This window comes from Gemmatimonas sp. (assembly GCF_041689975.1).
Taxonomy (GTDB): Bacteria; Gemmatimonadota; Gemmatimonadetes; order Gemmatimonadales; family Gemmatimonadaceae; genus Gemmatimonas.
Map to the genome: position 1 here is coordinate 19048 of NZ_JBDNFF010000366.1, position 19710 is coordinate 38757.

The window sequence follows — 19710 nt, forward strand, 5'->3', positions numbered from 1 at the left end:
TCACCCGATGGGGTACCGCAGAAAGACAGCGGCTTTCCATCACTCGAATTCTCCCGAATCCATACATGGCAGAACGTCCGCCAAGCCCCGGCGAATCCATTGCTCGCCGCGCCGCTGCCCTCGCCAGTGACATGAAGGCCAACGATATCCTCGTCCTCGATTTACGCGGAGTGACGGATATGACCGACTTCTTTGTTATTGCCAGTGGGACATCCGACACGCACGTCCGCGCCGTAGCAGAACACATCCAGGCAGGGTTGAAGGAAGGTGGCGTGTCTACCTCAATGACCGAAGGACTCTCGCAGGGACGCTGGGCGCTGCTCGACTATGCGCACACGGTCATTCACGTATTTCATCCGACGTTGCGTCAATACTATCAACTGGAACGGCTGTGGGGAGACGCAAAGCCGGTACCTATAGACACCGAAGCCACGCAAGGAGCCCGGTAAATGCCGCAGGCGCAGCGCTGGACACGATGGGGAGCGGCTCTGGTTGTTGCGATCATCTCGATCGCCTCGCCGCTCCATGCCCAGTTCTTCGGGCAGAATCAGGTCCAGTACGATCGGCTGCGCTGGCGCGTTATCGAAACCGAGCATTTCCAGATTCACTACTATCCGGAAATTGCCGACGTCGCGCCCGATGCCGCGCGCATGGCCGAACGGTCGTACGCGCGCTTGTCACGCCTCATGGCGCACCAGTTCCGCGAGAAGAAGCCGATTCTCATCTTCGGGTCGTCGGGCGACTTTGCGCAGAGCAACGTCTTCGGCGATCTCGGCGAAGGCACCGGCGGTGTCACCGATGCGCTGCGTCAGCGTATGGCGCAGTTCTTCAGCGGCGATTGGGCCAGCTTCGAACACGTGCTCCAGCACGAAATGGTGCACGTGTTCCAGTTCGACATCTTCTCGCGCGGCCGCGCCGGCGCAGGTCTTCAGAACCTGGCGATGGTGAATCCGCCGCTCTGGTTCATGGAAGGCCTGGCCGAGTACTTCTCGATCGGCCCCGATCATCCGTGGACCGCTGCGTGGGTGCGCGATGCCGTCACGAACAATGCGCTCCCCACCATCGCACAAATGACGGAGCGCCCCGACAAGTACTTCCCGTATCGCTACGGGTTGTCGGTGTGGCAGTACGTCGGCGCGAGATGGGGTGACGAGGTCATCGGCGAGATCATGAACGCCGTGCCCAGCGTCGGCATCGATCGCGCCTTCCGCCGCGAAATCGGTTTGTCGCTCGAGGAGCTCAGCGCCGAGTGGAAGCAGGCGATGCAGAACAAGTACCTGCCCGCCGTTTCCGAACTCCAGCGTCCCCGCAGTTTCGCCGAGCCGCTGCTCTCGCAGAAGCGCACCGGCAGCATTGCCAGCCTCTTCGTGGCGCCGGCGCTGTCCGACGACGGCAAGTACATCACGTATATCGCCTACGGTAGCTTCCTGCGCGGGGAAGTGTTCCCCGAGATGTACCTTGCCAACGCCGAGACAGGCAAGCGTATCACACGTCTCGTGAAAACGACCACGAATCCCGACTTCGAACAGCTGCGCTACGTCTATTCGCAGCCCTCGTTCTCGCCCGACGCGAAGATGCTCGCCTTTACCGGACAGAGCGGTGGGCGCGACGTACTGTACGTGATGGACGTGAAATCGCGGAAGATCCTGAAGAAGTTCGATTTCGAACTCGATCAGGTGCTCAGTCCAAGCTTCTCGCCCGACGGGCGTCGTATCGTGTTCAGCGGCATGCGAAACGGCACCAGCGATCTCTACATCGCGAATCTCGATGCCGGCGGCTACACCCAGGTCACGAAGGATCCGTACGGCGATCTGCAACCGCAATGGTCGCCCGATGGACGCACCATCGCGTTCACCAGCGATCGCGGAGAGGACACCGATCTCGACATCCTGAAGATCGGGAAGTGGAAGCTGTCGCTGCTCGACCTCGAGACGCAGAGGGTCACGATCGTCGACGGTCAGGGCGGACGCAGTCTCAATCCGCAGTGGGCGCCCGACGGCAAGTCGCTGGCCTACATCACCGATCGCACCGGCATCGCCAATATCTTCCTGTACGACCTCGCGTCGGAGCAGCACTACCAGCTCACGAACGTCCTGGGTGCCGTCACGGCCGTAGCCGAACAGTCACCGGCCATCACCTGGGCGCGCGGCGCCGACGTGCTGGCCTTTGTGTACTACGAGAAGACCGATCACGCGATCTGGAAGATCAAGAATCCGCGATCGCTCAAGAAAGAGCCCTACCGCGAGCCGGTGGTGGTGGCGCAGCTCGGCGCGCTCGCCAAGCTGCCCACGACGACCACGCCAACCACGCCAACTACGCCGGTCAAGGTTGATCGCACGGCCCATCTGACTCGCGCCACGCTCAGCGACACCGCCGCCGCCCGTCAGTCGTTCTACCGGCCCACGGTCGGTGCGGCGGCGCGCGCGTCGGACGACCTGCCCGTGTCCGTCGCCTCCCGTCTTTCCGAAACGGTGAGCGTGCGCGCGTTGATGGACAGCTTCGACTTCAACCTGCCCGACTCCACCAAGTTCCGCGATTACCGTTACAAGGCGCGTCTCACGCCGGAGTATGTGGCGCAGCCGTCCATCGGGTACCAGCAAGGTGGATTCGGCCAAGGTACGTTCGGCGGCACCACGGTCGTTCTCAGTGATCTGTTGGGCGACCGGCGTCTCGCGCTCTCCGGCGCGATCAACGGACAGCTCAGCGACGCGCAGGTGTTCGTGGCCTACACCAGTCTTGGGGGCCGTCTGCAATACACCACCGGTGTGACTCAACAGCCCATCTACCTGCTGTCGAATTACACCCAGCTACCACTCGGCAACAACCAGGTTTCTGAATCGCAGGAGATTACGCGGCTGGTGGTGCGGCAGGTGTTTGCGGCCGGTCTCTATCCCCTCAACCGCTTCACACGGTTCGAGCTGGGCGCGCGTTTCCAGAACATCGATCAGCAGCAATTCCCCTTCACGCGTCTGGTGGACTACAATCAGGGGTTCGCCAGCGGATTCGAGCGCGGTCCCACGCGCAACGTCGCCTCGGCCAACACGATCTCGCCGAGTCTGGCATTCGTCTCCGACAACACGCTGTTCGGGTACACGGGACCGATCTCCGGACGCCGGCTGCGTCTCGAGGTGGAGCCGAGCATCGGGACCTGGAAGTGGACGGAGTATATGGCGGACATCCGCGGATATTATCCGATCCTCTTCAACTACGTCACGTTCGCCACCCGCTTCACCACCAGCATGTCGGTGGGTCGCGACGAGCGGCGCTTCCCGAAGTGGATCGGTCGTCCCGACTTCATCCGTGGCTACAACCGCGAGGACCTGGGCTCGGTCGCCTGCACCGGCCTGCCCACCGACGACGGCACGTCATGTAGTTCCGTCGAGCTGATCGGCAGCCGGGTGGCCTTCGCCAATGCGGAACTGCGCTTCCCGATCATCCGGAGTTTAGGTCGTCGTCTGCCTATCGGACTCCCGCCCATCGACGGCCTGTTTTTCTACGACGCCGGTGTGGCGTGGTCCGATGGCCAGCAGGTCCTGGCCAAGCGCCCCGAGGGGTACGACTTCTCACGCCAGCGCGCGCTGCTGCAGAGCTACGGCTTCGGTATTCGCTTCAACCTCTTCAACATCGCCATCGTGCGCTGGGACTGGGCGGTACCGATCAGCCGGCCCGGCACCAAGGGCTTCGGGACCTGGTTCTTCGGCGCCAGCTATTGAGTCGCGACCCTTGTTCGAACGGAGTTTGAGAACAAGGGGGGACGAAGGGGGATTTCCCCTGCCGTCCCCCCTCCCTGCTCCTGCCTCTGACAGGTAGTTTTCGCCCGTGCGCACACTCATTGTGACGGCGCTCGTGCTCCTCGCGTGCGGTGTTGCCGGCGGCTGTGCCGATCGCTCGTCCCGCCCTTCCGGAGCCGAGGCCAATCTTGGTATACCCGGTGGTCCTGACCCGATCGTGTTGCGCGTTTCGCGCGACGGCGGTGTTATGACCGCTACCCGGTATCCAGACCTCGATTCCACGCTCTGGCGATCCAGTGCACGCGTCCCTGCCCTCGATCGCATCATCGCGTTCGGCGCCGAAGACGGGTACCTCGCGGCCGTGGATACGAGCGGTGCTCCGGTTCGCATCGACATCCGCCTCGGCACCGTGACGACCTCGCGGACCGACGACCTGGCGATTGCCTCGTCGGCCGATGGCGGCGCGATCTACGCCCTCACCACCGACGGCGAGATCACGCGATACACGCCGAGCGGCGGCGATTGGCGCTTTACGCCCACACTGCCCGCCCATGCCCTTTATGCGCAGGTCGACGGCTCACTCATCGTAGCCGGTGCCAAGGGCGATCGCGCGATCGTCTGGCGCGTGCGTCCTCCCGGTCAGGAAGTCACTGATAGTCTGTCGTTCGACATCGGCGGCAACGAGGCCACGTTGCGCAAGTCGCTCGGCGCCACCGCCGGCGCCGTCGGTGATCGTTTGTACTTCGGCGGCAATGAAGTAGTGATCGCCGTGCGCACGCGCGATCTCGCCAAGGCACTCGAGGTCGATATCGGTGACCCTGTCACCGCAATTGCCGCCACGCCGAGTGGTGACCGCCTCTTCGTGGCGGTCGAGAACGAAGCACTGCTACGCGTCGTTGACCGGTTCGAGGAAGGCGTGAAGGGCAAGATCACGCTGCCCGGCCTGCCACGCGCGTTGCGCATGGACCCGCTGGGTCGCGTGCTGCTCGCGCGCGGGGGCGCGGATTCCGTGTACGTGATCAGCTTGGGCAGTGACGCTGTGACCGGCGTGGTCCGCAGTGAATGGCGTGGAGATTTGCCGCTCGTGTTGCCCGACGGCGCGATCGCGACCGCGCGTGGTGAAGACGTGATATTTGCGCATCCATCGTCGCTGGCCGACATGAAGACCGTCGAGGGCGGCGCGCGTCAGTTCTGGTACACGATGCGCTGGAACGGCTTCCGCCCACGCGCCGCCGGACTCGACCAGCCCGTGCAGTTCCGCACCAGTGCGCCGCGCGATTCCGTGGATTACGCCGACAGCGCTGCTGCACGTGACGTTGGACGTGACGTGGCACGCGATATTGGCCGTGATACCGCGCGACGTGACACGACGACAAGCGCGGTATTCACGGTCTCGTTTGCCGCCGTGCTCGATGAAAAGCAGGCGCGTCAAGTCGCCTCGCGCATTCGTGCCGACGGAGAGACGCCGCGCATCACGACGTCCGATCGTGCGGGGAAAACATTGTATCGCGTCGTACTCGGTCCGTACCCGTCTCGCGCCGACGCGGAGCGCGTCGGCAAAGCGTCGGGACAGAGTTATTGGATCTTCGAGGGGGCACCATGACGTCGCTCGGTCTGACCGAATCGTGGGAGATGGAAGGTCGCCGCCTAGCGCCGCTGCTCGACGGCATCTGCTCCGTGGTCATCGCCGCGACGGACTCCGCGACGGCGACGTCGATGGCGCTCGGTGTCGCTCGGGCACAGGGACTGCATCGGCGCGTGGCTGTGGCCGACTTGATCGGCGAGGCACCCGCGATCGAAGCGCTGCTCGTCGGCGATGATCCACACGGCATCTCGGACAGCTTTCTGTACGGAGTGTCGCTCAACAAGATTGCGCGCCCGATGCACGGTGCCGAGAACGTGTTCCTCATGCCCAGCGGCACGGAAGAGGTGGCGCATGACGCGGTGTACGCGAACGAACGGTGGCGTCGTCTCTCCGCCGGTTTTCATCAAGTTGGTGCGTTGCTCGTCGTCGTCGCCAATCCGGCGACGCCCGGCTTCGCCGACTTGTGTGCATACGTTGGCGCGCTCATGCCCGTCGGTGACACGGTGTTCCCTACACCACCGGGCGTGCCACTCATCGCGCCGCCCGCGCCGCCCACGCTCGCACCGCCGTCGGCGGCGCCTCGGCCCAACGCAGCGCGCGCGCGCGCCGCGGCCACCGACGACGAATCCAGCCGCCGCCGTCGCTTTATCGCGATCGTGGCGGTGATCGGTGCGATCGCCGTCGCGGTTGGCACCCTCTGGCCGCAACTCATGGCCCGCCTTCCGGAACCAGTCGCGGAGTTGATCACCGGCAAACAGCGTGAACCCGACAGCACCAGCGTCGTGGTCCCGCCGACCCCGATGGACACCGCGGTGCGCACCGACAGCGCGCCGCGTGACTCGCTGCTACGCGACTCCACAGGCACGATCGTGCCGACACCGGACAGCGTCGGTATCACGAGTCCGCCACCCACCGTGGAGAACGCTACCGACTCGGCATCCGCCTCGCGCTACGCCGTGTATTTCGCGACCGCCAACACGCGCGCTGCGGCTATGCCCGACGCCCGCGTTCGGGCGCTCGACGCCGTCGCGTTGTCGCCCGTGGCCGAGGGTAACGAACAGTGGTTCCGCGTCACGGTCGGCGCGTCGAACACGCGCGCGCAGGCCGAGTCGTTGCTGGTCAAACTGCGCGCGCAGAAGATCGTCGGATCGGGAAGCATTGTGTCGGTGCCGTATGCGCTGCGCCTGGCGCGCAACGTGACACCTACCTTGATCCCCACGCGACTCGCCGAACTGGCGAATCGCGGCATCATGGCGTACGCGCTGCTGCAGCCTGACGGCAGCGCGAACGTGTATACCGGCGCCTTCGAATCGCCGACGCAGGCGACCCCGCTTGCCGATTCTCTGCGCGCCCTGCGCGTCGCGCCTGTGCTGGTTTATCGAACTGGGAGAGCGTTCTAGTGCGTTTGACGAAGCTCGAAGTCCATGGCTTCAAAGCCTTTGCCGATCACTTGGAGTTTGTGTTCGAAAAAGGTGTGACGGCCATCGTCGGTCCCAATGGCAGCGGCAAGTCGAATGTATCCGACGCCGTGCGCTGGGTGCTGGGCGAACAGCGTGCGCGCGCGATGCGCGGCGCAAAGATGGAAGACGTGATCTTCCACGGGTCGTCGGCCCGCAAGGCCGTGAACATGGCCGAAGTCTCGCTGCACTTCGACAACACGGATGGCGAGCTGCCGATTCCGTTCAAGGAAGTCGTGATTACGCGGCGCTTGATGCGCTCGGGAGAGAGTGACTACCTCCTGAACCGTGCACCGTGCCGCTTGCGCGACATTCAGGATCTGGTCCGTGGCACGGGCCTCGGGGCCGATTCCGGCGTGGTCATCGAAAGCCGGATGATCGATGCCCTGCTCTCCGACCGCCCCGACGAACGTCGCGAGCTGTTCGAGGAAGCCGCGGGCGTCGGGCTGTATCGCGATCGCCGTCGCAGCGCCGAACGCCGTCTCGAAGAAACGACGGTCGACCTCGCGCGCCTCGACGACTTGATCAACGAAGTGCAGAGCCAGGTGCGTTCGCTGGCGCGTCAGCGTCGTCGCGCCGAGCGGCATGCGGAATTGATGGCGCGTCGGTTTCAGGTCGAGATCTCGCTGGCCACTCGCGAGATGGCCGCGTGGCGCGAAGAGCTGTCCGCACTCGATGGCCGTCTCGAAGAGCTGCAGCTGGACGTGCCGGGTGGCGAAGAAGCGATCGCGCAGGCGGAAATGCTGCGTGAACAGGCGCATGGTGCGCGTTCCGCGGCGGAGGCCAGCCGACTTGAACTGGCGCGCCTGTCCGCCGAGCAGCGCGACAAGACGCAGAAGCTCGAGCGCGAGCTCGCCGTCAGCGAGGAGCGCCAGCGGAGCACGACCATGCGCAAGCAGCGTGCGGAGGAAGAGCGGAAGGAGAATGAAGCGTTCGGCCGTCGCCTGCGTGAGGACCGCGAACGGGCGGTTGGCGACCGCAGCACGCTCGAGAAGGAACTGGCTGACGCCGGTGAAGCGCTGCGGGAACGTCTTGCCGCAGAGCAGACCACGCGTGAAGCGGTGCAGCAGTCGCGCGCCGTGCTCGAGCAGCTCGAACGGCAGGTGCGCGAGCACCGGGATCAGGCTCGGCGCATCGAACTCGATCGCGATGGCGCGGCACGCGAACATCTCGACACGCAGCAGCGTCGCGAAGCGCTCGAGATCGAGCGTCAACAGCTGGCCGATGCGCTGGATGTCACCGAACGTGAACTGATCGCCGCGCGCGAGCAGGTGCAGATCACGCAGGCGAATGCGCAGGATGCGCTGCATGCGCTCGAAGGCGCACGCCTGGCAGCGGCCACGGCGCGGACCGCCGATGCGGAATCCCGTAGTGCACTGGCCAGCGCGGTGCAGTCGCGAACGGCACTCGAAGGTCGCTTGAACGCGTTGGCGGCGCTCGAGCGTGAGCGCGTGGGCCTCGCCCCGTCTGCCGCGAAGCTCCTGAAGGAGCGTGAGCGCTTCGGAGAGGGGGCGGTGCTCGGCCCTCTCACCGACTTCCTGACGGCCGATGGCGAGGCCGCGAAGCTCGTGGAGCGCTACCTCGGTGCCACCATGCACGCGATCGTCGTGCGTGATGCCGATGCCGCCGCCGCCGTGCGTCGTTGGCATGCCGATACGCAGCCCGGTCCGCTGCTGCTGCTGCCGCTGGATGTCGTCGTCGATCTCGGTGCCGATGAAGATGCCCTCGCCAGCAGTGTGCAGTCGTCCGGCGCCGCGTCGCGCTGGGTGCGCGCGTTACTGGGCAAGGTGCGTGCGATCGACCGCGGTGAGGCGTTCATCGACGAGCGTGGCGCCGTGTTCCTGCCGGGTACTGCCACGGGCCCCGGCCCGCTGCAGCGCCGTGCCGAGATCACGCGACTGGAGTCGGATCTCGCCGCCGCCGATGCGCGTCGCGACGAGTGTATGATGGCCGCCGAAGCGGCGCGCCTAGCGCTTGGAGAGGCGGAGCGCGCGCAGCAGGCGGCCACGGAAACGTCGAACCGCGCGCAGCAGGAATCGCGTCGCGCGACCGACGTGCGGCAGGAAGTCGAGCGGCGGCGTGAGCGCGCTGAACGCGAGTTGCAGCAATCGAGCGCATTGGCCGAACGACTGATTTCACGTGTCGAGGAGCTCGACGCGCGCACGAAGCAGCTGGCGCAGCAGGCCGATGCGCTGCACGCGCGCGCCGGCGAAGCCGATGCCGACATCACCGAGGCGCGAGAAGCGATGTCGGTGGCCGAACGCGATCAGGAGCAGGCGCGTGAGGCGCGGGCCACGTGGCAGGTTGCCCAGGCCCAGGCCCAGGCGCGTCTCTCGGTCGCGATCGACCGCGAGAAGCGACTGAACGAAGAGGACTCCACCGCCGCCGCTCGTCTCGAGTCGCTGGCGCGCGAGCTCACCAACCTCTCGGAGGCCGACCAGAATCTGGCACAGCAGCTCGATGGTTGGCGCTCGGAGCTGGAGACCGAACAGAAGACCCTCGCCGACGCCGACGCGCGACTGGCCGACGCCGAGCGCGCGGTGGCCGCCGCCACGAGTGCACTCGACGGCGCCGAGCGTATGCTCGATGAAGCACGTCGTCGTGCCTCTGCCCTTGGCGAGCAGCTGCACGGTGCGCAGCTCCGTCATACCGAACTGTCGGGCCGTCGTGAGGCGATCCGTCAGCGTCTGGAAACCGAATGGCGTCGTACGCTCGAGGATCTGCTGTCCGGATTCGAAGAGCTCGACCTCGAGACGGATGCGCTGCGTGCCGAAGCGCAGCAGCTGCGCGCATCACTCGACGAGCTGGGGCCGGTGAATCCGCTGGCCATCGAGGAGCACGAGGAAGAGCAGCGTCGACTCGAGTTCCTGACCGGACAGCGCAACGACCTCGTGGCCGCCAAGCAGTCGCTGCATCAGGCCATCCGCGAAATCGACAGCACGGCGCGCGAACTGTTCCTGGCCACGTTCTCGCAGGTTCGCGAAAACTTCCGTCAGATTTTCCTCCGCATGTTCGGTGGTGGTGAGTGCGATCTGCGCCTCGAGAATCCCGACTCGCCGCTCGATTGCGACATCGAGATCCATGCGTCGCCGCGCGGCAAGAAGACGCAGCGCATTCACTTGCTCTCCAGCGGCGAACGGGCGCTCGTGGCGCTGTCGCTGCTGTTCGGCATCTTCCTCACCAAGCCGAGTCCCTTCTGCCTCATGGACGAAGTGGACGCGCCGCTCGACGACCAGAACATCGGCCGTTTCGTGAAGATGCTGAACGACTTCAAGTCGCGCACCCAGTTCATCGTGATCACGCACAACCCGCGCACCACGTCGGAGGCCGCCGATGCGGTGTACGGTGTGACGATGCAGGAACCGGGCGTATCGTCGATTGTGAGCGTGCGCCTGCGCGGGGGTCAGCAGGTCGACGAGACCATCGTGCCGGATGATGCCATTGCCGGCGAGATCGGCGGTGAGACCGAAGACGAGAACTCGACTGAGGACTCGGCCGAGGGCTCCGCTGCGGAAGCGTCGCCGGCGTGATGTCGGTCGCGCCTCGACGTTGGCGGGGCACCGCAGTATTCTGCTGCGGAGCGGCGTTCCTGACCCTGCCCCGACTGCTGTCGGGGCAGACCGTTGTCGTCGATGGCCCGACCGCCGTCGCCTTGCCGACCCTGACGCCGTCTCTCGTGGTGCGCGCCTTTGGCTTCGCGAATCTGCGCCCGCTCCGCGTGCGCGTACAGATCGCGACAACGGTGGACTTCGCGGTGGGGTCGCTCGCCGTCGACTCGTCGTTCACGACGTCGGACACGACCATCGCCGTGCAGATCACGCGCGCGCTGCCCAGCGAGGCTACGGTGTACTGGCGCGCCAGTGTGCAAGGCAACTCGGGCATCGTCGCTGAGTCACCCATAACGGGTCCGCGAACAGTGCCCGCTTGGCTCACGCTCGTTTTTCCTAATTCAGCGGGCGAAATCCTGGACGTGCGTCGTCCCTTGTTCGTGTGGAAGAGCGCGCGCATCACGCCCGCAGCGGGTCCGTGGACGTACACGCTGGAGATCACGAATGGCGGGCGTCCTGAACAGGGTGCCGCCGGACTGCTCGACACCACGTTTCGAGCTCCGACCAACCTGCAAGCGAATACCTCGTACCGGTGGAGCGTTCGCGCCGCGCTCCCGAACGGGGACTTCATACGCGTAACCAGTCTAGCCTCGTTTCTGATCGTCGATCCAGCGCTGCCCACGACCACGATTCTGTATCAGAACTTCCCGAATCCTTTTCCGTCAGCCACGTCCTTCAGTACGTGTTTCTGGTTCGACGTTGGAGAGCCGGGAGGCACGGTCTCACTCGATGTGCTCGACCTTCGCGGCAACATGGTCCGCACGATCGCGCCCGCCCTCGATGGCGTGACCCGGTTTGCGGCAGGCCGCTACGGGCGTGGGGCGCCGGGCGCCGGCAGCAATTGCGACAACCGCTTTGTGTGGGACGGCACGGCCAACGATGGTCGCACGGTTGCACCGGGCGTGTACGTGGCGCGCTTCCGCAGCGGCACCAGCGCACCGACCTTCCGGCGTATCCTGTTCAACGGGCGCTGATCATGTGCCCGACAACGCGCTACTCGTGAAGCTCACCACGATCGGCACCGGCACTGCCGCACCGCACGCCATGCACGTCAGCGCGGCGCATCTGGTGGAATCCGGCCACGGGTCGGGGGCGGTTCGCCTGCTGCTCGATTGCGGCAGCGGCGCGGTGCACCGCATGGCAGCGCTCGGTGTTGACTGGCCGTCGATCACGCACGTGGCGATCACGCACTTCCACGCCGACCACATCGCCGATCTCCCCGTGTTGCTCATGGGCTGGCGCTGGGGCCAGCTGCCGGCGCGCAGCGCACCGGTCACGATATATGGGCCGCCGGGTACCGGGGCCCTGATCGAGCGCATGGCCGGCGTATACGGCGCGTGGATGCTGGCCCCGGGGTTTCCGTGCACCGTCAGGGAGTTCGTCCCCGACGAGTGCGTGCGACTGGGCGAACACGTCACTCTGACGGCACAGCCGGTTCCACATACGGCTGAGAGCGTAGCATATTCCGTGAACGACGGGGAGCGCCGTCTCGTGTACACCGGCGATACCGGCGTGAGCGAGGCGCTCGGGGCGTGGTCGGCTGGGTGCGACCTGCTGTTGGCCGAGTGTTCACTGCCTGAGCCAATGGCCGTTTGCGAGCATCTTACCCCGCGACAGGCCGGACAGCTCGCCGCGCAGGCGTCCGCGCATCGTCTCGTACTGACGCATTTCTATCCGCCTGTGGAAGCCGTGGACATCCTCGGCGACGTGGCGGAGTGCTACACCGGCCCGACAGTCCTGGCGACTGACGGCTGGTCCATCGAATTCTGAGGACGTGACATGCTGGTCGTGATGCAGCCCAACGCGAGCGCCGCCGACATCGAGAAGGTCTGCGACGAGATCGTGCGACAGGGCTTCAAGCCCCTCCCTATGCCGGGCGCCGTGCGCACGGCGATCGGCCTCCTGGGCGACGACGCACAGGTGGATTGGTCGTACATCGAGGGGCTGCCAAACGTTGCGAACGTCCTCATCGTGCAGAAGCCGTATCGTCAGGCCGCCCGCGAATGGAAGAACGAGAACACGATCGTCGAGATCGCGCCGGGCGTGCGCGTGGGCGGCAGCGATGTCGTGGTGTTCGCGGGTCCGTGTTCGGTGGAAAGCGAAGCGCAGATTCTCGCGTCGGCGCATGCCGTGCGCAACGCCGGCGCTCACGCGCTCCGCGGTGGAGCGTTCAAGCCGCGCTCGTCGCCGTATGCGTTCCAGGGACTCGGCCTCGAGGGTCTCAAGCTGCTCGCCCTCGCGCGCAATGAAACGGGCCTCGCCATCGTGACCGAAGCGATGGACGAACGTGGCGCCGACATGGTGGCCGAGTACGCCGACTGCATTCAGATCGGCGCGCGGAACATGCAGAACTATTCGCTGCTGCGTCACGTGGGAAAACTCGGCAAGCCGGTACTGCTGAAGCGCGGCATGGCGGCCACGATCAACGATCTGCTGCTCAGCGCCGAGTATGTACTGTCGGAAGGCAACCCGAACGTGATTCTCTGCGAGCGCGGTGTGCGCACGTTCGACAGCGCGACGCGCAATCTGTTCGATCTCACGGCGATCCCGGTGGTACAGAAGCTGTCGCACTTGCCGATCATGGCCGATCCGAGCCACGGAACGGGACTTCGCGACAAGGTCACGCCGATGGCGCGTGCCGCCGTCGCGGCCGGTGCCGACGGTATTCTCGTGGAAGTGCACCCCACGCCCGACAAGGCGCTCTCCGACGGCGCGCAGTCGCTTTATCCGGAACAGTTCACCGAACTCGTTCGTCAGCTGCGCCTTATCGCCGGAGCAATCGACCGTGAGCTCGCGCCGACACCGCCGATGCCAGCGGCGTAGGCCGGCACCTGCTGTGCCCACGCGTGTAGTCAGTCCTATGACCATCATGAATCGATTCCCGTCGGGCACGCTCGCGATGAGCGCCTGTGCCGCGGTGCTCATCAGTGCCGTTCCCGCGTGGGCTCCGCTTTCAGCGCAGAGTGTCGCTGAAGCCGAGGCGGCCTATACGCGCGTCGCTAGGTCATGGTCCACGACGCGCACACTGCAGGCGAACTTCGACCAGAAGATTACGAACCCGATTCTTGGTCGCACGGCCGCGTCGCGCGGCGTGTTCGTGCAGGAGCGCCCGAACCGCGTGTCGATCACGTTCACCGAACCGGCGGGCGATCGCATCGTGGGCGATGGCAAGAACCTGTGGATCTACCTGCCCAGCAGCACGCCGGGACAAGTGCTGAAGCTGCCGGTCGATGCCGACGGCGCGATCGTGGCCGATCTTCTCGGTCAGCTACTCGACACACCGCGGCGCGCGTTCACGATTACCGGCGGTGAGAGCGTGTCGATTGACGGTCGCACCACGCGCCGCGTGCAGCTGGTGCCGAAGAGTGTGAGTTCCGTCCCGTTCAGCAAGGCCGTGCTCTGGCTCGACGACGAGGACGCGCGTCCGGTGCGCGTGCAGGTACTCGATGCGCAGGGCGTCGATCGCACCATCACGCTCACCAGCTGGGTGCCCGACGCCGTGCTGCCGAAAGATGCGTTCAAGTTCGTCACGCCCAAAGGCGCGAAGGTCTCGACCCGGATCCCCGGCAGCGTGTAACGCGTCGCGTCAGCGAATCGCCGCGGGCACTTCGACCGCGCGCTTTTCGAGCTTCGAGAACACATCACGCGGGCTGCGCGCACCTTGCAAGAGCTCCATGGCTCGTTGCAGCGCGCTGTCGTCTTGTGTGCGGCGCATGAAGTCGGCGTCGGCGCCGAAGGACACGCGTGTCAGCTCGTAGCCAAGCGAACGGGCAATCCACGGCGAGGCGCTGTCGAACACGGAGCGCGGCGGCGCGACCCCGCGTCGCACCAGATCCGCATAGAGTGCGTCCAGCATGGCCGGTGTGACGGGATCACCCGGGCCAGTCATCTGGCGCTTCTGCGCCTCTGCCTGTCTGGCCACTGCGTCGCGATAGGCTCCGGCGTTCTTGCCCATCGCCCGCGCCAACGACTGGACCTGCATCGGCGTCGTGGTATCGCCGGTGATCACGTCCGGCGTGATGCCACCGCCGCCGAATACCGTACGACCGGCATCGGTGCGAAAGCGCGGGCGGATGGTGTCAGGCAGCGTCACCTCGGCGCTGTCTTCGATCGCGTCGTCGCGGTCCCGCGGCACCGGACGGTTGATACTCCTCCCCACCGGCGTGTACCAACGCGCCGTGGTCAGACGCAAGGCACCGCCGCTCGACAGTGGATACACGTTCTGCGCACTGCCCTTACCGAATGACGTCACGCCCAGCACGATGGCGCGATCGTGATCCTGTAACGCGCCCGCCACAATCTCCGACGCACTCGCACTGGCGCGGTCCACGAGGACCGCCAGCGGCAACGTGGGCCAGCGCTGCGGAAGACTGTCGGTGTAGACTTGCGGCTGCGAGCCCGGACGGGCGCGCAACTGCACGATGCTCTGTCCGCGATCGAGGAACAGCTCGGTGACCGCGATGCCCTGCTCCAGCAATCCCCCGGGATTGCCGCGCAGATCCATCACCAGCGAGCGCGCACCGAGCTTCACCACGGAATCCACGGCCGCACTCAGTTCGGCCGCGGTCTGCGCGCTGAAGACGTTCACGTCCACGTAGCCCACACCGTTCTGCAGCAGCTGCACGCGCTGCACCGCGCGCAGATGCACCTTGTCGCGCACCAGCGTGAAGTTCACGCGCGAATCACCGCGTTCTACGGTGAACGTGACGCTCGATCCCGGCGGTCCGCGCATCGCCTTCGACGTTTCATCGCGCGACCATCCACGCGTCGATTCTTTCCCGATCATCACGATGCGGTCGCCGACCGACACGCCCGCGCGCTCCGATGGCCCGCCTACGATCGGCTCGATGACCACCGGCCAGCTGTCGCGGATGTCGATCTGCAAACCGACACCGGCATAGGTGCCGCTGATCTGTTCGTTCAAGCGCCGCAAACGGTCTTCGGCCAGGTACGTCGTGTACGGATCCTTCAGCTCGCGCAGTAATCCGGCCACGGCCTTGTCGTAGATCGCACTCCCATCGAGCGAGTCGACGTACTTCTGCGCCACCGCGGCCACGACCTGATCGAACAAGCGCGCGCCACCGAGCGGCGCACGGACTTGAGGAGTACCGACGGTGAGATCACGACCCGCCCACCATCCACCGAGCGACAGCAGCGCCACGAACAGCGCGGCCGCCGCGATTGCGCGCGAGCGACGTCGGGAACTACGCGGCGTCTCCGGCAGCTGCTCAGCCATGGGTCACCTGTCCCGCAGACAATGCACGATCCACCTGCACCTCGGAAAAACGATGTGGCCATTTCGTGGCCAGTGCCGCCAGACAGCGTCCCGTGACCACATCGACGTTGCCAGCGGCATCGACGGCAACGACCGGGCCGATCTCGGGATGCTGCGCCTGCCAGGCGGGCTGTAATGCCTCATCGAACGCGGCGCGCACCCGACGATGGAACGCATCCCCTTCGCGTTCCATCCGGTCGGCGCTGCCGCGCGCATGCATGCGCGCCATGGACTCGTCGAGCGGCAACGACAGCAGCAGCGTGAGGTCTGGGGCCAATCCGCCGGTGGCGAAGGCATTCACCGCACGCAGCGCCTCCAGCGCCAACGCCCGCCCGCTCCCTTGATACGCGTAGGTCGACAACAGGAACCGGTCGACCAGCACGACCGCGCCGTGCTGCATCGCGGGGGTGATCACGTCGCGCACCAACTGCGCGCGCGAGGCGGCGAACAGCAGCGCCTCGGTTTCCGGCGTCAGCGCCGACGTCGGATCGAGCAGCACCGCCCGCAACGCGTCACCGGCCGGCGTGCCACCGGGTTCGCGCAACGCCACGACATCATGACCGGCTGCCGCAAGCTGATCGGCCACCCGACGCCACTGCGTTGTCTTGCCGACCCCCTCGCCACCTTCCAGCACGATGAAGCAACCGCGAGCGACTCCCGACATGGCGGACGGATCAGCCAAGGATGATGGAGCTGGTCGCGCCGGTGCGGATGCCATCGGCGATCCACTGATTTACGCGCAGCATGAGCTTGTCGAAATTATCCTGCGCCGAGATGGCGGCCTGATAGGCGCTGTTCACCTGGACCTGCTGCAGCAGCGTATCGAGCTGCTGCTCCATGTCATTCGTCGGCTCCTCACCGCGCTCGATCATCGCCTGCGCATCCTGGCGGATCTTCTCCATCTGCCGCAGCACCGTAGTCGCTTCGCGATCGTTGTTCAGCGCCTCGCTGCTGCGCTTCACCGCCTTGTACTCTTCGCTTTGACCGATCGTGCGGCCAAGATCCTTCGCCTTGCTTTCGAGCATGGAGATCGGCCTCCTCGGCCGAGTAGAAGCAATGAAGTGAGAATTACGCCGTTACGTGCTGCGCGAGTACTACGCGTTCACGACCTGTGAGATCACGCACGACACGCACCTGTTGATACCCACGAGTCGTTGCCAAGGCCGCAGTCTGCTGCGCGCGTCGGGCATCAACCTCGAACACCACCCAGCCGAACGGCTCCAGCAGCCGGTGTGCGCCCGCCAGGATCGCCTCGTAGCAAGCCATGCCCTGATCGGCCGCCACGAGTGCCACCGTGGGCTCCCAATCCCGCACGCTGCGAGGAAGGGCCGCCGCTTCGCTGTACGCAATGTAGGGCGGGTTGGACACAATCACACGGGCTTGGATGCCGCCGAGCGGGGCCAGATCAGCCCCCTGACGGAACTCCACCGGCGCCGCCGCGGGCTGCTCGAGGGCAACCCGCGCTGCGTTTCCCGCCGCCACCGCCAGCGCGTCATCGGAGAGATCGGTCGCGATGACCCGCTCGAATCGGCCCTCTGTGGCCAAGCTCAGCGCGATCGCCCCGGAACCGGTCCCGATATCGACCGCGATGCCACCCGGGCGGTCGGCGGTGATTCGTAGCGCCTCCCCTACCACAATCTCCGTTTCCGGACGCGGAATGAGCACGCGCTGGTCCACCTGCAGGACCAGATCGCGAAAAGGAGCACTGCCCACGCAGTAGGCCATGGGTTCACCGGTCACCCGCCGACGTGTGGCCCGATCGATCTGGAATGCATGGGGATCGGACACCGCCTGGCCAACCGACAGCAGGCGACCCAGTTCACCGGGCGCGACTTCCAGCACGGCCGACACCAGCCAACGAGCCTCGCGGTCGGCATCGAGGGGCGCCCCGTCCGCTCGGGCTTCCACGATCAACGCGGGCGACGCGGAGAGCAGCCGCGCGGCGTCGTGCAACACATCGCGCAGCAGCCTGCCGGTGTCAGCCACTCAAGCTCTCTTCCGCATTCGCCAAGGCGATCGCGTCGAGGAAGGGACCCAGATCGCCGTCGAGCACGCGGTCGATGTCATACAGCGTGACGCCGACGCGGTGATCGGTCACCCGTCCCTGGGGAAAGTTGTACGTGCGGATCTTGGCCGATCGGTCACCGGTGGAGACCTGCGATTTGCGCATGCGCGACCGCTCCGCTTCCTGCGCGGACAACCGCAGATCGAGCAAACGCGCTCGCAGCACTTCCATGCCTTTGGCCTTGTTCTGCAGCTGCGACTTCTGGTCCTGCTGCGACACGACCAAGCCCGTCGGGATATGCGTAATGCGCACGGCTGAGTCGGTGGTGTTCACGCTCTGCCCACCCGGTCCGGAGGAACGGAACACGTCGATCCGCAGATCCTTGTCTTCGATCTTCACGTCGACTTCTTCGGCTTCAGGCAGCACCGCCACCGTGGCCGCCGACGTGTGAATGCGCCCTTGCGATTCCGTGGCGGGGACGCGCTGCACGCGATGCACGCCCGACTCCCAACGCAACAGACCGAACGCCCCGTCGCCCATGACTTTGAAGACGGCTTCCTTCACCCCGCCGAGTGTACCATCGGAATACGATATGCCCTCGATGCGCCATCCCTTCCGTTCGATGAAGCGCGTGTACATGCGCAGCAGATCGGCGGCAAAAAGCGCCGCCTCATCGCCGCCCGTACCCGCGCGCAATTCGAAAATGGCCGGCCGATCGTCGAGCGGATCACGCGGAATGAGCAGCGGCAGCAGCGCCTTCTCCAGCGCCGTGCACTCCTGTTCGAGACGCTCGACCTCGGCCTTCGCCTCAGCGGCGAAATCGGCGTCGTCGCCGTTGGCCATATCACGGGCGTCGGTGAGCTCCGCCTCTGCCTTGGCGTAGCGGTTGACCTTCTCGACGACTTCAGCCAGACGATGGTGCTCGCGGCCAAGTGCAGCGAGCCGCGGCGCGTCTTTTACCGTTTCCGGATCCGCCAGCAGCTGCTCCACTTCGGTGGCGCGACGCAGCGCGTCGGCCATGCGGTCGCGAAGATGGGTCAGCATTGAGTAAGTGTGCTCGAGTTCGTGAGGCTTCGTGATGCCGGTCACGGCGAGGCACGTGATCTGCATCGTAGTCTTGGCGCGGGTCGGAAATATCGACCGGAGCGCGGACCTACATGGACGTTACGGGTATCAATGAAAGATAACCGCGTTACGCGATCCAGCGCAGGTTCGGAGGCCTCGGCTGTCCGCTTGCCTCCTTATTCCACCTTGGTACCTTCACGGGACACCCGCGAGGGCACCGGCCCCCGAGGTGATACACGATGGTTACGTTCGGAACTACGCCTCTGCGATTCACGCCGCCCTCGATGAGCGTTTCGCTCGATCGGATCACCGACTTTCTCTCCACGGTGCCCCTGTTTCGCGAACTCGAGCGGACTGCGGTGCGTGGATTCGCCGAGCTCACCCGTGAGCAGCGATTTGCCAAGGGGGCAATGATCGTCACCGAAGGCGACGCCGGCGAAGCGCTGTTCGTCGTGCGCTCCGGTGAAGTCAAAGTTGTTCTTATCGGCGATGACGGTCGGGAAGTGATTCTCAACGTCCTCAACGTGGGCGACCATTTCGGCGAGCTCTCCCTGATCGACGGACGGCCGCGCTCGGCCCACGTCGTTTCCACGCAGCCGTCCAGTCTCCTGGTGCTGCGCCGCGCCGATTTCCGTCGCCAGGTGGAGACGAGCCCACAGGTGGCTTGGGGACTCATGGTCGAGCTCTCACGACGTTTGCGACAGGCCGACGGAACGATTGGCAGCCTCGTGCTGCTCGACGTTCCGGGTCGTGTGGCCAAGGTGCTGCTGGAGCATGCGACGCCCGGTGAACCGGCCACGCTCGTGAAGCAACTCACGCATCAGACGATTGCGCAGATGATCGGCGCCAGCCGCGAGACGGTGTCGCGCGCGATGGCCGAGTTTCAGGAGAAGGGACTCATCTCTGTGCAGCGTCGCGTGGTCACGATCGTGGATCGGGCGGCGGTCGAAGCGCGTGCGCGTCCGCGCGGCTGATCTCGGCTTG

Annotated in this window: 15 protein-coding genes; 10 read left to right on the forward strand and 5 right to left on the reverse strand. The window is 65.6% G+C overall.

Annotated elements, in window-relative coordinates:
• Nucleotides 1-65 precede the first annotated feature (65 nt).
• The 9 genes from rsfS (at nucleotide 66) to ACESNG_RS21305 (ending at nucleotide 13958) form a co-directional block, all read left to right on the forward strand.
• Nucleotides 66-449 (forward strand): ribosome silencing factor, encoded by a 384-nt coding sequence (gene rsfS, locus ACESNG_RS21265; protein ID WP_373060844.1) that lies wholly within the window; start codon nucleotides 66-68, stop codon nucleotides 447-449.
• On the forward strand, nucleotides 450-3713 hold the full coding sequence (locus tag ACESNG_RS21270) for a hypothetical protein (RefSeq protein ID WP_373060845.1): 3264 nt from the start codon (nucleotides 450-452) through the stop codon (nucleotides 3711-3713).
• Nucleotides 3714-3819: 106 nt separating this feature from the next.
• Complete coding sequence (locus ACESNG_RS21275) at nucleotides 3820-5334, forward strand: SPOR domain-containing protein (RefSeq protein WP_373060846.1); 1515 nt, start codon at nucleotides 3820-3822, stop codon at nucleotides 5332-5334.
• Nucleotides 5331-6716 (forward strand): SPOR domain-containing protein, encoded by a 1386-nt coding sequence (locus tag ACESNG_RS21280; protein ID WP_373060847.1) that lies wholly within the window; start codon nucleotides 5331-5333, stop codon nucleotides 6714-6716. The genes ACESNG_RS21275 and ACESNG_RS21280 overlap by 4 nt, the downstream gene beginning before the upstream one ends.
• Nucleotides 6716-10303 (forward strand): chromosome segregation protein SMC, encoded by a 3588-nt coding sequence (gene smc, locus ACESNG_RS21285; RefSeq protein WP_373070725.1) that lies wholly within the window; start codon nucleotides 6716-6718, stop codon nucleotides 10301-10303. The genes ACESNG_RS21280 and smc overlap by 1 nt, the downstream gene beginning before the upstream one ends.
• Complete coding sequence (locus tag ACESNG_RS21290) at nucleotides 10303-11355, forward strand: hypothetical protein (protein WP_373060849.1); 1053 nt, start codon at nucleotides 10303-10305, stop codon at nucleotides 11353-11355. The genes smc and ACESNG_RS21290 overlap by 1 nt, the downstream gene beginning before the upstream one ends.
• A gap of 4 nt (nucleotides 11356-11359) precedes the next feature.
• A complete protein-coding gene (locus ACESNG_RS21295) occupies nucleotides 11360-12151 on the forward strand; it encodes an MBL fold metallo-hydrolase (protein ID WP_373070727.1) in 792 nt (263 codons plus the stop codon).
• 9 nt (nucleotides 12152-12160) lie between these two features.
• Entirely contained in the window at nucleotides 12161-13204 is a 1044-nt protein-coding gene (gene aroF, locus ACESNG_RS21300; RefSeq protein WP_373070729.1) for a 3-deoxy-7-phosphoheptulonate synthase, read from the forward strand.
• 37 nt (nucleotides 13205-13241) lie between these two features.
• On the forward strand, nucleotides 13242-13958 hold the full coding sequence (locus ACESNG_RS21305; RefSeq protein ID WP_373060852.1) for an outer membrane lipoprotein carrier protein LolA: 717 nt from the start codon (nucleotides 13242-13244) through the stop codon (nucleotides 13956-13958).
• Nucleotides 13959-13967: 9 nt separating this feature from the next.
• Here the strand turns inward: ACESNG_RS21305 and ACESNG_RS21310 are convergent, their stop codons facing one another.
• Genes ACESNG_RS21310 through prfA form a run of 5 tightly spaced genes read right to left on the reverse strand, consistent with a single transcriptional unit; the run spans nucleotide 13968 to nucleotide 18705 of the window.
• Entirely contained in the window at nucleotides 13968-15617 is a 1650-nt protein-coding gene (locus ACESNG_RS21310; RefSeq protein WP_373060853.1) for a S41 family peptidase, read from the reverse strand.
• A complete protein-coding gene (gene tmk / locus ACESNG_RS21315) occupies nucleotides 15610-16338 on the reverse strand; it encodes a dTMP kinase (RefSeq protein WP_373060854.1) in 729 nt (242 codons plus the stop codon). Before tmk ends, ACESNG_RS21310 begins: the two co-directional genes overlap by 8 nt.
• A complete protein-coding gene (locus tag ACESNG_RS21320; protein WP_373060855.1) occupies nucleotides 16331-16681 on the reverse strand; it encodes a YlbF family regulator in 351 nt (116 codons plus the stop codon). Before ACESNG_RS21320 ends, tmk begins: the two co-directional genes overlap by 8 nt.
• A 43-nt stretch (nucleotides 16682-16724) precedes the next feature.
• Nucleotides 16725-17642: a peptide chain release factor N(5)-glutamine methyltransferase gene (prmC, locus tag ACESNG_RS21325; RefSeq protein WP_373060856.1), complete on the reverse strand. Its 918-nt coding sequence runs from the start codon at nucleotides 17640-17642 to the stop codon at nucleotides 16725-16727.
• Nucleotides 17635-18705 carry a peptide chain release factor 1 gene (gene prfA / locus ACESNG_RS21330; RefSeq protein WP_373060857.1) on the reverse strand — a complete coding sequence of 357 codons (1071 nt, stop codon included), beginning with the start codon at nucleotides 18703-18705 and terminating at the stop codon, nucleotides 17635-17637. Before prfA ends, prmC begins: the two co-directional genes overlap by 8 nt.
• Nucleotides 18706-19010: 305 nt before the next feature.
• On the opposite strand from prfA, the gene ACESNG_RS21335 reads away from it, so the two are divergent.
• On the forward strand, nucleotides 19011-19700 hold the full coding sequence (locus tag ACESNG_RS21335; protein WP_373060858.1) for a Crp/Fnr family transcriptional regulator: 690 nt from the start codon (nucleotides 19011-19013) through the stop codon (nucleotides 19698-19700).
• Nucleotides 19701-19710: the final 10 nt, after the last annotated feature.

Excerpts from the sequence above, each read along its gene's own strand:
- ACESNG_RS21335 (WP_373060858.1), top strand. The coding sequence starts at position 19,011 with ATGAGCGTTTCGCTCGATCGGATCACCGACTTTCTCTCCACGGTGCCC.
- aroF (WP_373070729.1), top strand. The coding sequence starts at position 12,161 with ATGCTGGTCGTGATGCAGCCCAACGCGAGCGCCGCCGACATCGAGAAG.
- ACESNG_RS21305 (WP_373060852.1), top strand. The coding sequence starts at position 13,242 with ATGACCATCATGAATCGATTCCCGTCGGGCACGCTCGCGATGAGCGCC.
- ACESNG_RS21320 (WP_373060855.1), bottom strand. The coding sequence starts at position 16,681 with ATGCTCGAAAGCAAGGCGAAGGATCTTGGCCGCACGATCGGTCAAAGC.
- prfA (WP_373060857.1), bottom strand. The coding sequence starts at position 18,705 with ATGCTGACCCATCTTCGCGACCGCATGGCCGACGCGCTGCGTCGCGCC.
- rsfS (WP_373060844.1), top strand. The coding sequence starts at position 66 with ATGGCAGAACGTCCGCCAAGCCCCGGCGAATCCATTGCTCGCCGCGCC.
- ACESNG_RS21270 (WP_373060845.1), top strand. The coding sequence starts at position 450 with ATGCCGCAGGCGCAGCGCTGGACACGATGGGGAGCGGCTCTGGTTGTT.
- ACESNG_RS21310 (WP_373060853.1), bottom strand. The coding sequence starts at position 15,617 with ATGGCTGAGCAGCTGCCGGAGACGCCGCGTAGTTCCCGACGTCGCTCG.
- ACESNG_RS21290 (WP_373060849.1), top strand. The coding sequence starts at position 10,303 with ATGTCGGTCGCGCCTCGACGTTGGCGGGGCACCGCAGTATTCTGCTGC.
- ACESNG_RS21280 (WP_373060847.1), top strand. The coding sequence starts at position 5,331 with ATGACGTCGCTCGGTCTGACCGAATCGTGGGAGATGGAAGGTCGCCGC.